Genomic DNA, 11,697 nt, shown 5'->3' with positions numbered 1-11,697 from the left:
AAAAGAGATGAGCATCAAGAGCGACAAATGGATCCGCCGCATGTGCGAGCAGCACGGCATGATCGAGCCCTTCGAGCCCGGCCAGGTGCGCGAGCGCGACGGCCACAAGATCGTCAGCTACGGCACCAGCAGCTACGGCTACGACATCCGCTGCGCGCCCGAGTTCAAGGTCTTCACCAACATCCACTCCACGGTGGTGGACCCGAAGAACTTCGACGAGAACAGCTTCGTCGACATCAACAAGGACGTCTGCATCATCCCGCCCAACAGCTTCGCCCTGGCGCGGACCGTGGAGTACTTCCGCATCCCGCGCAATGTGCTGACCATCTGCCTGGGCAAGAGCACCTACGCCCGCTGCGGCATCATCGTCAACGTCACGCCCTTCGAACCCGAGTGGGAAGGCTATGTGACGCTGGAGTTCAGCAACACCACGCCGCTGCCGGCCAAGATCTATGCGGGCGAGGGCTGCGCGCAGGTGCTGTTCTTCGAGAGCGACGAGGTCTGCGAGGTCAGCTACAAGGACCGCGGCGGCAAGTACCAGGGGCAGGTGGGGGTGACGTTGCCGAAGGCTTGAGCTGAAGCCCCCGGCGTCAGCCCAGGAACGCCCGCGCGGCTCAGCCCCCCATCAGCGCCAGGTACTGCATCAGCCCGATCCGGCCCGCCCGCATCACCCGCTTGTGGTTCCACCGGAACAGCGGCCCCAGCAGCGGCGCCGTCCAGCGCAGCATGCCCGGCGGCAGCGTAACGCGCCACACGAAGGTCACGTCGGTATGCGCACCGACCTCGGGTGCGGCCTGCTTCATCAGCCAGATGCCTTCGCCCGCCAGTGTGCCGGCAGCCTTGGCGCGCAGGCGTTCTTCCTTCAGCACCTCGGTCACTTCCAGCTGCAGGTGCAGCCGGTAGCCCAGGCCGGTGCGGAAGCTGATCTCCTGCAGCAGGCCCACGCCCGTGCCGTCGCCGCTGCGCAGCTTCCTCACGCCCACCACGCCGGGCCACCAGCGCGGCCAGTGTTCGGTTTCTGTAATGGCGCGCCAGACATGCGTCACCGGGGCATCCAGGCGCCAATGGCTGACAAGGTCGAAATAAGCGATTCGGGACATGTGAAAAGGAATACGACCGACCGCGCAGGGTAGATGCTAGCCAGCGCCAGGGAGTAACCTGCATCCAGAAACAATGTCGCTGCGTACAGCCCTCACATGACCTCGCCCCTTACCACCCCAGCCCAGGCCCGCGCCATCCGCCGGCGCCTGCTGGAGCGGGTGGCCGACACCGATGACAGCCACCTGACCGTGCCCGCCGGCCCCGCCGGCTGGCAGCCCTACGGCGACGGCGTGCAGATCAAGGTGCTGCACGAGAACGCCGGCGTGCTGAGCTATCTGCTGCGTTTTGCACCCGGCGCCCGCATCGACGCCCACCGCCACCCGCTGGACGAGGAATGCGTGGTGCTGGAAGGCGTGCTCAAGGTGGGCAGCCAGATCGAGGTCGGCCCCGGCGGCTATCACCTGGCGCGGGCCGGCAGCCTGCACGCCAGCATCGCCACCGAGACGGGTGCCACCATCTTCCTGCGCGGCGCCGAGCCGGGCATGGACCAACTGCTGGTTTGAGGAACACGATGAACCTCCCGCATCCCCAAGAGCCCGGCGACGACGAGGTGCCCGCGCACGCGCTGCTTTTCGACGACGTTGAGCTGCAGGCCGCGCAAGCCGAAGCGCAGGCCGAGGCCGAGGCGGCCTGTGTGGCCCTCGCCGCCAAGGCCGGCTGCGCGCCGCTTGACGACGCCCTGCTCGAGACCTGGATCGCCGGCATCGTCGACCACGACGAGCGCGCCCTGGTCGCGCTCTACGAAGCCACGCTGTCGCGCGTCTACGGCCTGGTGCTGCGCCTGGTGCGGCGCAGCCAGCTGGCCGAGGAGGTGGCGGAGGATGTTTATTTCCAGGTCTGGCGCCAGGCGCCGCGGTTCGATCCCGAGCGCGGCCGGCCGCTGACCTGGCTGCTGGGCATGGCCCGCTCGCGCGCCATCGATGCCATCCGCCGCGAGGCGCGCTTCCAGCACGAGGAATTGGACGAGGAGGGCGCCGCGGTATCCGGGCCGGCCACCGGATCGGGCGACGAGTTGCTGGCCGTGGCCCAGGGCCATGCCGAGCTGCACCGTGCCTTGCTGCTGCTTAAACCGCAACCTCGCCAACTCGTCGCGCTGGCCTTCTTCAACGGCCTGTCCCATGAAGAGATCGCCAGCCAGACGCACCTGCCGCTCGGCACGGTCAAATCCCAGATCCGCCGCGCGCTGATCACCCTGCGTGAGGCGCTGGGCGACAACGGCGCTCACGCGCTGCCTGCCTGAGATCGAGGAAGGCGACGCCATGACAAACATGCCGAACTATCCCGAACACGACGACAACGACCTGAGCCCCCTGCTCAGCGAACCCTTTGCCCAGGCCTGGGCCGCGCCCGCGCCCGGCTTGCCGGGCCGCCTGGGCGAGCGCCTGGGCTCGCGCCTGGCGCAGTCTTTGAAAGCCGAGCAGGGCATGGTCACCGTGCGCCGCCGCAAGGCCGAGGCCGAGCCGCTGGCCGACGGTGTGCTGCAGCGCTGGCTCTACCGCGCGCCACGCGAACGTGCGTTGCGGCGGGGTGAGCCGCGCGCGGCCAGCCTCATCGAGCTGCAGGCGGGCGCCACGCTTGAGCTGCCAGCCGGCGGGCCGCGCGAGTTCCTGGTGCTGCGCGGCAACGCGGCCATCGACGGCGAGTCGCTCGGCTTGCGCGATTTCCTGCTGTTGCCCGCAGGCAGCGCGGTGCGGCTGGCCAGTGTGGACGGCACCCATGTCTTCGTGCGCGAGTCCGAGGCCGAAGGCGTCGAACGCCTGCTGGTGCGGGATCGGCAGGCCGGCTGGCCCGAGTTCGCCCCGGGTATCCGGCGCCGCGTGCTTTGGACGGCCGGTGGCCAGGCGGCGCTGCTGTACCAGACCGACCCCGGCGCCAGCGTGCCCAACCACAGCCACGGCCACGACGAGGAATGCCTGATGGTGCAGGGCGAGCTCTTCCTGGACGACGTGCTGCTGCAGCAAGGCGACTACCAGCTGGCCCCGGCCGGCACGGGCCACCGCATCACCGAGACCGACACCGGCGTCATCCTGTATGCGCATGGGGATCTGGACCTGCAGTTCTTTTAGGTCCTACTGCGGTCGTGCTAACAGGCCCTGGCCAGGCGCGGAACTTGAGCGGCATCAGCGGCGGATAGCCGGGTCATTTCGGGCTTTATCCGGCCTTGGCTTTGCCGAGGACCCGGCACGATGGCAGCCATCACAGCCCAGCTGTCCGAGGCCCGCCATGCTCATTCCCCTGCACCTGATCCCCGTTCCCGCCGACGAGCCCCGCGGCTTGGGTGATCCCGGCCATGCCTGGAGCGGCCTGAAGATTGCGCAGGGCGTGCACCTGGGTGACATCCGCGCGCTCGGGCTGACCGTGGCGGGCGCCACCAGCGGCCCGGTCGCCACGGCCGACCTGCTGCGCTTCGGGCAGCTGATGAACGATGCCGGGCTGGCGATCAACCCGACCCGCATGCTCTACGACCGCCATTACGCCCATGAGCGCCTGGCCGACGGGCATGCCAGCAACCAACCCGGACTGCGCGAGCTGGCTCTGGAGCTGTTCGAGGCCTATCAGGCCGCCGGGGAGTGGATCGGCTTGGCCCACTGACGGGTCTTTCGCGCCCCGTTTTCGCGCGCAGCCGTGTCCCGGCGCCGGACCGCACGCCCGGCCGGTTCTCGGGGCTTTCCCCAGGCCGAAGCCTGCCTTTCCTCACCCCGGGCAATCGATGCCTGCGGGGTACCCTCGCGGTTTCGTCTTTCGCCGAACCGCTCCATGACACGTCATTCCCTCTCGCTGCTGGCCGTCGCAGCGCTGGCCGCCACCTCCGCCCATGCCGACGAGGGCATGTGGATGCCCAAGCAACTGCCGCAGATCAGCAAGGCGCTGAAGGCCGGCGGCCTGGCGCTGGATCCGGCCAAGCTCAGGGAGCTGACCGACTTCCCGATGGGCGCCGTCGTGGCCATCCCGGGCTGCACGGCCAGCTTCGTGTCGCCCCATGGCCTGGCGGTCACCAACCACCACTGCGCCTACGGCAGCATCCAGTACAACGCCAAGCCCGAGCGCGACCTGCTGAAGAACGGCTTCTATGCCGCCACGCTGGCCGATGAGCTGCCCGCCGCGCCCGGTACGCGCATGTGGGTGACCGTGGACATGAAGGACGTCAGCGCCGAGGTCCTGAACGACAAGACGCGCGCGTTGACCGGCAAGGCGCGCACCGACGCGATCGAAGCCACCGAGAAGCGCCTGGTGGCCGCCTGCGAGGCCGATGCCGGCCACCGCTGCAACGTCCACCCCTTCTTCGGCGGCCTGCAGTACCAGCTCATCAAGCAGATGGAAATCCGCGACGTGCGCCTGGTGCATGCGCCCGCCACCGGCGTGGGACTGTTCGGCGGCGACGCCGACAACTGGGTCTGGCCGCGCCACACCGGCGACTACAGCTTCTACCGTGCCTACGTCGGCGCCGACGGCAAGCCGGCCGACTTCAGCCAGGACAACAAGCCCTATGCGCCCAGGCACCACCTGAAGATGCCCAGCAGCCCGCTCAACCAGGGCGACTTCGTCATGGTGGCCGGCTACCCGGGCCACACCAACCGCCACCGCCTGCCCACCGAGGTCGATTTCGCCTTCGGCTGGCAGCAGCCCACGCAAGCTCGCGTGATGGGCGAGGCCATCGAGCTCATCAAGGCCGAGACGGCCGGCCGCCGTGACGCCGAAATCAAGATGGCCAACCGCCTGCAGGGCCTGCAGAACTACTACAAGAACCTGCAAGGCCAGCAGCAGAGCTACGACGGCAGCGACATCCTGGACCGCAAGACCGCCGGATTCGAGCAACTCAAGGCCTGGGTCGACGGCTCGCCCGAGCGCAGGGCGCGCTACGGCGCCGACATCGCCGCCACCGAAAGCCTCATCGCCGAGCGCCAGACCCACACCCGTGCCGAGCTGCTGCACACCTTCATGATGCCGGCCCTGCTGAACTCGGCCCGCCAGCTCTACCTGATCGCCCAGGAGCGCGCCAAGCCCGACGCCGAGCGCAAGGCCGGCTACCAGGAGCGCGACCTGCCGCGCCTGCGCGCTGCGCAGCAGTCGCTGGACCGCCGCTACGACGAGCCCACCGACAAGCGCGTCGCCGCCCGCTTCCTGGCCCAGTACCTGGCCCAACCGGCCGACACGCTGAACCCGGCCTGGGTGGAGGTCTTCGGCCTGAAGGCGGGCCAGGACCCAGCGGCCATCCGCGCCCGGCTCGATCAGGTCTACGCCGACAGCAAGCTGTCCGACAGCGCCTTGCGCATGGCCTGGCTGGACAAGGACGTGGCAGCCTTCAAGGCCAGCGACGACGCCTTCATCAAGGCCGCGGTCGCGCTCTACGACGACGACCGCCGCCTGGAGAACCGTGACAAGGAGCTGGGCGGCAAGCTGCAGAAGGCCTACGCCGGTGTCCAGCAGGCCATGATCGACTACCACGCCAGCCGCGGCGAGGCCGTCTACCCCGATGCCAACAGCACGCTGCGCATCAGCTACGGCAAGGTCGAGGGCCGCAGCCCCGGCACCGACGGCAGCACCTGGACGGCCTTCACGACGCTGCGCGGCATCGTCGCCAAGCACAAGGGCCCGGACGAGGCCGGCGGCGAATTCAACGCGCCGGCCGAACAGCTCGCCGCGATCAAGGCGCGCAACTTCGGCAAGTACTACGTGAAGGGCCTGGACTCAGTGCCCGTGAACTTCCTGTCCACGCTGGACACGACCGGCGGCAACTCCGGCTCGCCGGTGCTGAACAAGAACGCCGAACTCGTCGGCCTGCTGTTCGACGGCACGCTGGACGCGGTGATCTCCGACTGGGACTTCAACCCCAAGATGGTCCGCAGCATCTCCGTCGACGCGCGCTACATGCTCTGGCAGATGAGCACGGTGGACAAGACGAAGCGCCTGCTCGACGAGATGGGCGTTCGATAGCCCGCCCCCTGCGGCCTGACGGCAGCCCCAGGCTGCCGTTCTTCGTTGGAAGTTACTGCGTGGCCACCGCCTCGACCTGGATGCGCAGATTGACGTCCATCTTGAAGCCCCAGTCCTTGCCCGCCGCCAGGCCGAAGTCCTCGCGGTTGAAGCTGCCCGACGCGTCAGCCCCGCACAGCTCGCGCTTGTGCAGCGGGTGCGGGATGCACTTGAGCTGATGGATGGTCAGTGCCAGGGGCCGGGTCTTGCCGTTGAGCGTCAGCTCGCCCACCAACCGCGCGGGCACACCGCCGGTGGCGCCATCGAAGCGGCCCTTGTAGCTGGCCGACGGATTCTTCTCGGCGTTGAAGAAGTCCTTGCCGCGCGCCCAGGCGTTCATCGCGTCCAGGCCGAAGTCGATGCTGGCCAGGTCCATCTGAACGTCCACATTGCCCGTGCCGTTGGCCTTGTCGTAGACGACCGTACCGCTGTTCTTGTTGAGCTTGCCGCGCCACACCGACAGGCCCATGTGGTCAGCTTCGAAGCTGGGATAGGTGTGGGTCGGGTCGATCTCGTAGGTCAGCGGCGCGGCAAAGGCGTGGTTGGCGAACAGGGCGCAGGCCAGCAGGGGCAGGACTTTCATTGGCATTCCTTGGGTGATGGGGTGTTTCGGCAGGACGTCATTCACACGACGAGCGATGCAGGCGATTTTCGACACGCCGATGAGTCGCGCGTGCAAGCGCATGCCCGGGTGGGCGCCGTGCAACGGGCCGTTAGCATCGCCGCCATGCTTCGTTTTCATGTCCTCCTGGCGCCGTTGCTGCTGGCACTGGCCGGCTGCGCCAGCGTGGCGCCGCCGCCGCCCGCCGACGGCTGGCAGCCGCTGGCGCCGGGCCTGGTGCACCGGGCCTGGGCGCCCTGGGCCGACAGCGAGGTGCAGGCCCTGCGCGTGGACCTCACGACGCTGCGCGTAGCGCTGTCGCCGCCCGCCGACGCGGGCCTGCCGATGGACCAGATGGCCAGCGGCCGCAGCGCGCTGGCCAGCGTCAACGCGTCCTTCTTCGACCGCGAGTTCCGCCCGCGTGGGTTGACCGTGTCGGATGGCCAGCCGTGGCCGCAATTCATCAAGCCGAGCCCGCCGGTCAGGGATCCGCTGCTGGCCTGCAGCGACCTGCCCAGTCGCTGCACCATCCGCTTCGATGGCCCCACGGCCGCCGAACCGGCCTGGGCGATGGCCGTCAGCGGCACACCCTGGCTGGTGCGCGATGGCCAGGCGCGCACGGCCGAGGATGACGCAACCTGCGCCAGCCTCTGCGCCCGGTCCCACCCCCGCACGGCGGTCGGGCTGGACGCATCGGGCCGCCAGCTCATCGTGCTGCTGGCCGCCGGGCGCCGCGGCCCGGTCAAGGGGCTGACGCTGGCGCAGACCGCCCAGCTGCTGCGCGAGCTGGGCGCCGTGCAGGCGTTCAACCTCGATGGCGGGGGCTCGTCCACGCTGCTGATCGGCAGCGAATCGCGCCTGCCGCGCCCCTTCAACGAGCCCGCGCTGCGCCGCGTGGCCAACTCTCTCCACCTGCTGAACCGATGAAGCTCCGCTCCCTGCTGACGGTGGCCGCGGCCCTTGTGTTGACTGCATGCGCCACCCCGCCGCCGCCCGCCATCGGCAAGCGCTACACCGCCGCCGAACTGCTCGCCTTGCGGCCCGCCGACTTCAGCTGGCCGGCCACCGCCACTGCCGGTGAACGCGCACTGCGCGAAGCGGTGCTGGCGGACATCCGCGCGCGCATCGCGCTGCCCCCCGGTCCGGAGCGCGACGCCGCCTTGCCGCGCCTGTTCGACCTGGTCGCGCAATACAACCTGGAGATTGCGGCCGCCAAGCCGCTGCTGCTGGAAGCCCTGCCCACGCTCGCCAGCCGCGACCCCAACCACCAGCGCGCCCTGCTGACCGCCGCGCGTGCGCTGTACACGGGCGACGCCGCCGTGCAGGCGGCTGTGCAGCCGCTGCTGACGCAACTGACGCTGAGCCGGCCCTTCGCCATCGCCGCCTACACGCTGACGGCTGCCAACCCCGGCTACGCCGAGTTCATCCGCGACCTCGTGCCGCGCCGGTTCCCGCAGTGGCGCGACGACGCGCGGCTGGTTGCGTTGATGGACGAGGTTGCGCCGGTGCGCGCGGCCCAGCCGCCGCTGGCCGACCTGCTGGCCGCGCCGTTGCGCCCGGGCTATCCGGTCGTCTACAGCCTGCAGCGACCCGGGCGAGTCGACATGGGCCTGGTGCTGGTGCGCGCTTCCGATGGCCGCTTCGTGCGCGATGCGGCCGGCCGCCTCTTCGCCCAGCCCCAGCTCGCGCTGTCGCGCAGCGGCCTGCCTGGCACCATCACCAACGGCAACACGCCGCAGGGGGTCTTCACCATCGTCGGCGCCGGCACGGCCACCAACCCCAACATCGGCCCCACGCCTTATCTGCACAGCAAGCTCCCCATCGAGGCGACGATCGCGGAGTTCGAGCATGCCGACGCCGCGCCTGTCGCCGCATGGAGCGAAGCGGTCTACGACAGCTTCCTGCCGCCGAGTTGGCGCGGCCACCTGGCCATCAAGGAAGCCTGGCTCGCCGGCCGCGCCGGACGCGACGAGCTGCTCATCCACGGCACGACGATCAACCCGGCCTACTACGCCGGCAGCCGCTACTTCCCCGGCACGCCGCAGCAGGGCTGCATGATCTCCAACGAGGACTGGGACACGGCCACGGGCCGGCTGCTGGCCAGCCGGCAGTTGAGCTTGGCGCAGGCCTATGCGGCGGCTGGTGCGCGGGCCGACCTGGCGGGGTATGCCGTCGTGGTTGAGTTGCCGGGCGAGGGCGCAGTCACGTGGGCCGAGGCCCAGGCCCTGGTGGACGCTGCGGGGCGTTAACGTACAAACGTCATCTCGCCGTACTCCCAGCGCCACGGCACCCCCGTCTCGCCGAGGATGAACTCGACAAGCCGTGGGAACGCCGCCTCGGCGCGCACGTCATTGGCCAGGACGACAACACAGCGCTTGCCCGCCTTCACGCAGACCCAGGTGTTGCCCGTGCTGTCGTTGTGCCCGCCCTTGTAGAAGCCCGCTCCCTGCGGCCCGTCGAAGGCGATGACGCCGAGACCGGCGGCAAGGTCGGGGCGGCGTTGACTCGGCGGCAGTTCGGCTTGCAGCGTCGGGAACTGTGTGGCCGTCGTGATAGGCAGGATCGGTGCCGTGAGCGTGGCCAGGCTCGCGCTGTTGACGTAGCCGGCGGCCATCTTCGCCATGTCGGCAATGGTCGTGTCCATCGAGCCCGCAACGCGCACCTTGCCGCGCTCGTCGTGCGGTTCCACGCTGCCATCTGCCTTCCAGCCGTCGGCCAGGTTGGGCCGGAAGTCGGCGCGCCACATCAAGCTGGTCCGCGTCATGCCGAAGCGATCGAACACGCGGCGTTGCACTTCCGCACCCACGTCCAGCTTGAGCCCGCGCTCCAGCACGAACTGCAGCAGCATCAGCCCCTCGCCCGAGTAGGCGTAGCGCGTGCCGGGGTCGACGTGCATGCGCAGCCTGCGATCGGGCTCCAGGAAGGCGAAGTTGGCGAAGCCGCTGCTGTGCGTCAGCAGCATGCGCGCGGTCAGCTTGCGCCAGCGCGGCTCGTCCGCCAGGTGGTGCCAGGGGCCGGACTTGGGGTCGTGGGGGTAGTCGGGCAGCGGCTTGTCGAGGTAGGCGGCGAGGGGCCGGTCCAGGTCCAGCTCGCTCTGGTCGACGAGCTGCATGACCCAGCAGCCGAACACCGCCTTGGTCAGCGAGGCGCCGTACATGACGGTGTCGGTCAGCAGTGGCTCGCCGCCGGCATTGCGCTTGCCATAGGCGCCGACGTGCACGACGCGGCCGGCGTCGATGACGGCCACCGCCAGGCCCTGGGCCTGCGTGGCGCGCATCAGCCGCGCGACTTCGGCGTCGATGGCCGCGCTGCCGGGCACGGCCGGTGGAGACGCCGCAGTCAGCAGCGGCAAGGCGGCGAGCAGGCAGGTGAGCAGGGTTGAGCGCATCACCCAGCCTAACTGCACGGTGCTGGCAACTGCAAGCGGGGCCTGGCCACAACCAAGGGATGGATGAACTGCCGACCCCACTGCAGCGCCTCGAAGTCGAGCTGCACCACCCCGGCGTGCGGCCGTCATGCCGTCGGGTAGGTGCCCGGCACGAGGATGTCGCGCGTCACATTCGTCAGCTGCGTGTGGCCGCAGAAGGCCATGGTCACGTCCAGCTCCTTGTGCAGGATCTGCAGCGCCTTGGTCACGCCTTCCTCGCCCATCGCGCCCAGGCCGTAGGCCATCGCGCGGCCGATCATCGTGCCGCGCGCGCCCAGCGCCCAGGCCTTGAGCACGTCCTGGCCGGAGCGGATGCCGCCGTCCATCCACACCTCGGTCTGCTGCCCCACCTCGGCGGCAATCGCCGGCAGCGCATGGATGCTGCTCGGCGCGCCGTCCAGCTGCCGGCCGCCGTGGTTGCTGACGACGATGGCGTCGGCGCCGGCCTGCACGGCCAGCCTGGCGTCTTCCACGTCCATGATGCCCTTGAGGATCAGCTTGCCGCCCCACTGCGCCTTGACCCAGGCGATGTCGGCCCAGGACAGGCGCGGGTCGAACTGCTCGTTGGTCCAGGCCGACAGCGAGCGCATGTCGCTGACGCCCTTCACATGACCCACCAGGTTGCGGAAGGTGTGGCGCCTGGTGCCCAGCATGCCGAGGCACCAGCGTGGCTTGGTGGCCAGGTTGATGAGGTTGGCCAGCGTCGGCCGCGGCGGCGCGGTGAGGCCGTTCTTCAGGTCCTTGTGGCGCTGGCCGATGACTTGCAGGTCCAGCGTCAGCACCAGCGCGGAGCACTTGGCCGCCTTGCAGCGCTCGATCATGCGTGCCATCGCCTCGCGGTCGCGCATCATGTAGAGCTGGAACCAGAACGGCGCCGAGGTGTTCTCGGCGATGTCCTCGATGGAGCAGATGCTCATCGTGCTCAGCGTGAACGGGATGCCGAACTTCTCGGCCGCCCGGGCCGCGTGGATCTCGCCGTCGGCGTGCTGCATGCCGGTCAGGCCCACCGGTGCGATGGCCACGGGCATCCTGGCGGCCTGACCCGCCATCGTCACGGCGGTGCTGCGGCCTTCCATGTTCACGGCCACGCGCTGGCGCAGCTTGATGGCCTGGAAGTCGCTCTCGTTGGCGCGGTAGGTGCTCTCGGTCCAGGAGCCGGAGTCGGCGTAGTCGTAGAACATGCGCGGCACGCGCTTTTCGGCGAGTTGGCGCAGATCTTCGATGCAGGTGATGACGGGCATGGCGGGCGGGTGGAGTGAGGCCGCGATGCTAGGCCCGCGCCGCGCGGCCGGGCTCGGAAAAAACCTCAGCGCGGGCGGGAAGAGTTTTCCGCCTCCACCGCACGGCAGTGGGCGTGCAGCCAGCCGGCGAAGGCCTCTGCCGCCGGGCTGGCGCGGTGGCGCACCAGGCCGTAGTGGCGCTCGGCCGGCACGGTCAACGCGAAGGGCTGCACGAGCCGCCCCTCGGCCAGCTCGTGGCGGGCCTGGCTGTGCCGTGCCAGCGCCACGCCCTGGCCGGCCTGGGCGGCGGCCAGTGTCAGGCCCAGGTCGACGAAGCGCGGGCCCTCGGCCGGCTCCGGCGCGTCGCCCAGGCC

Annotated in this window: 13 protein-coding genes; 8 read left to right on the top strand and 5 right to left on the bottom strand. The window is 69.8% G+C overall.

What is annotated here, in order from left to right; all coding sequences use genetic code 11:
* The first annotated feature begins 7 nt into the window (after window positions 1-7).
* Entirely contained in the window at window positions 8-574 is a 567-nt protein-coding gene (dcd, locus tag ACT6S0_RS04290; RefSeq protein ID WP_444762658.1) for a dCTP deaminase, read from the top strand.
* 40 nt (window positions 575-614) lie between these two features.
* On the opposite strand, the gene ACT6S0_RS04285 is transcribed toward dcd, so the two are convergent.
* Window positions 615-1,100: an SRPBCC family protein gene (locus ACT6S0_RS04285; RefSeq protein WP_444762657.1), complete on the bottom strand. Its 486-nt coding sequence runs from the start codon at window positions 1,098-1,100 to the stop codon at window positions 615-617.
* Between the two features lie 96 nt (window positions 1,101-1,196).
* On the opposite strand from ACT6S0_RS04285, the gene ACT6S0_RS04280 reads away from it, so the two are divergent.
* The 5 genes from ACT6S0_RS04280 to ACT6S0_RS04260 all read left to right on the top strand — a co-directional run bounded on the left by ACT6S0_RS04280 (window position 1,197) and on the right by ACT6S0_RS04260 (window position 6,036).
* Window positions 1,197-1,604 (top strand): cupin domain-containing protein, encoded by a 408-nt coding sequence (locus ACT6S0_RS04280; RefSeq protein ID WP_444762656.1) that lies wholly within the window; start codon window positions 1,197-1,199, stop codon window positions 1,602-1,604.
* Window positions 1,605-1,612: 8 nt separating this feature from the next.
* Complete coding sequence (locus ACT6S0_RS04275; protein ID WP_444762655.1) at window positions 1,613-2,341, top strand: sigma-70 family RNA polymerase sigma factor; 729 nt, start codon at window positions 1,613-1,615, stop codon at window positions 2,339-2,341.
* Between the two features lie 19 nt (window positions 2,342-2,360).
* Window positions 2,361-3,167: a cupin domain-containing protein gene (locus tag ACT6S0_RS04270; protein WP_444762654.1), complete on the top strand. Its 807-nt coding sequence runs from the start codon at window positions 2,361-2,363 to the stop codon at window positions 3,165-3,167.
* Between the two features lie 157 nt (window positions 3,168-3,324).
* The gene (locus tag ACT6S0_RS04265) at window positions 3,325-3,693 is read left to right on the top strand and encodes a hypothetical protein (RefSeq protein ID WP_444762653.1); all 369 of its coding nucleotides are present in this window, start codon (window positions 3,325-3,327) and stop codon (window positions 3,691-3,693) included.
* Window positions 3,694-3,858: 165 nt separating this feature from the next.
* Window positions 3,859-6,036 carry a S46 family peptidase gene (locus tag ACT6S0_RS04260; RefSeq protein ID WP_444762652.1) on the top strand — a complete coding sequence of 726 codons (2,178 nt, stop codon included), beginning with the start codon at window positions 3,859-3,861 and terminating at the stop codon, window positions 6,034-6,036.
* Between the two features lie 52 nt (window positions 6,037-6,088).
* Here the strand turns inward: ACT6S0_RS04260 and ACT6S0_RS04255 are convergent, their stop codons facing one another.
* Window positions 6,089-6,664 (bottom strand): YceI family protein, encoded by a 576-nt coding sequence (locus tag ACT6S0_RS04255; protein WP_444762651.1) that lies wholly within the window; start codon window positions 6,662-6,664, stop codon window positions 6,089-6,091.
* 138 nt (window positions 6,665-6,802) lie between these two features.
* On the opposite strand from ACT6S0_RS04255, the gene ACT6S0_RS04250 reads away from it, so the two are divergent.
* Both ACT6S0_RS04250 and ACT6S0_RS04245 read left to right on the top strand, forming a co-directional pair.
* A complete protein-coding gene (locus ACT6S0_RS04250) occupies window positions 6,803-7,603 on the top strand; it encodes a phosphodiester glycosidase family protein (protein WP_444762650.1) in 801 nt (266 codons plus the stop codon).
* The gene (locus ACT6S0_RS04245; RefSeq protein WP_444762649.1) at window positions 7,600-8,925 is read left to right on the top strand and encodes a hypothetical protein; all 1,326 of its coding nucleotides are present in this window, start codon (window positions 7,600-7,602) and stop codon (window positions 8,923-8,925) included. The genes ACT6S0_RS04250 and ACT6S0_RS04245 overlap by 4 nt, the downstream gene beginning before the upstream one ends.
* On the opposite strand, the gene ACT6S0_RS04240 is transcribed toward ACT6S0_RS04245, so the two are convergent.
* The 3 genes from ACT6S0_RS04240 to ACT6S0_RS04230 form a co-directional block, all read right to left on the bottom strand.
* Window positions 8,922-10,064 (bottom strand): serine hydrolase domain-containing protein, encoded by a 1,143-nt coding sequence (locus tag ACT6S0_RS04240; RefSeq protein ID WP_444762648.1) that lies wholly within the window; start codon window positions 10,062-10,064, stop codon window positions 8,922-8,924. The two genes, ACT6S0_RS04245 and ACT6S0_RS04240, sit on opposite strands and share 4 nt — an antisense overlap.
* 125 nt (window positions 10,065-10,189) lie before the next feature.
* Window positions 10,190-11,344 (bottom strand): alpha-hydroxy acid oxidase, encoded by a 1,155-nt coding sequence (locus ACT6S0_RS04235; RefSeq protein WP_444762647.1) that lies wholly within the window; start codon window positions 11,342-11,344, stop codon window positions 10,190-10,192.
* Window positions 11,345-11,409: 65 nt separating this feature from the next.
* Window positions 11,410-11,697 (bottom strand): LysR substrate-binding domain-containing protein (locus ACT6S0_RS04230; protein WP_444762646.1); only part of this gene is annotated, 288 nt, incomplete at its 5' end.

This window comes from Roseateles sp. (genome assembly GCF_052436255.1).
Taxonomy (GTDB): domain Bacteria; phylum Pseudomonadota; class Gammaproteobacteria; order Burkholderiales; family Burkholderiaceae_C; genus Pelomonas.
Note: the sequence above shows the minus strand (reverse complement) of the source record. Positions and strands in the feature narration are given on the sequence as shown.

What these genes read in the sequence shown, in the direction of transcription:
- dcd (WP_444762658.1), top strand. Translation starts at nt 8, where the DNA reads ATGAGCATCAAGAGCGACAAATGGATCCGCCGCATGTGCGAGCAGCAC.
- ACT6S0_RS04285 (WP_444762657.1), bottom strand. Translation starts at nt 1,100, where the DNA reads ATGTCCCGAATCGCTTATTTCGACCTTGTCAGCCATTGGCGCCTGGAT.
- ACT6S0_RS04280 (WP_444762656.1), top strand. Translation starts at nt 1,197, where the DNA reads ATGACCTCGCCCCTTACCACCCCAGCCCAGGCCCGCGCCATCCGCCGG.
- ACT6S0_RS04275 (WP_444762655.1), top strand. Translation starts at nt 1,613, where the DNA reads ATGAACCTCCCGCATCCCCAAGAGCCCGGCGACGACGAGGTGCCCGCG.
- ACT6S0_RS04270 (WP_444762654.1), top strand. Translation starts at nt 2,361, where the DNA reads ATGACAAACATGCCGAACTATCCCGAACACGACGACAACGACCTGAGC.
- ACT6S0_RS04265 (WP_444762653.1), top strand. Translation starts at nt 3,325, where the DNA reads ATGCTCATTCCCCTGCACCTGATCCCCGTTCCCGCCGACGAGCCCCGC.
- ACT6S0_RS04260 (WP_444762652.1), top strand. Translation starts at nt 3,859, where the DNA reads ATGACACGTCATTCCCTCTCGCTGCTGGCCGTCGCAGCGCTGGCCGCC.
- ACT6S0_RS04255 (WP_444762651.1), bottom strand. Translation starts at nt 6,664, where the DNA reads ATGCCAATGAAAGTCCTGCCCCTGCTGGCCTGCGCCCTGTTCGCCAAC.
- ACT6S0_RS04250 (WP_444762650.1), top strand. Translation starts at nt 6,803, where the DNA reads ATGCTTCGTTTTCATGTCCTCCTGGCGCCGTTGCTGCTGGCACTGGCC.
- ACT6S0_RS04245 (WP_444762649.1), top strand. Translation starts at nt 7,600, where the DNA reads ATGAAGCTCCGCTCCCTGCTGACGGTGGCCGCGGCCCTTGTGTTGACT.
- ACT6S0_RS04240 (WP_444762648.1), bottom strand. Translation starts at nt 10,064, where the DNA reads ATGCGCTCAACCCTGCTCACCTGCCTGCTCGCCGCCTTGCCGCTGCTG.
- ACT6S0_RS04235 (WP_444762647.1), bottom strand. Translation starts at nt 11,344, where the DNA reads ATGCCCGTCATCACCTGCATCGAAGATCTGCGCCAACTCGCCGAAAAG.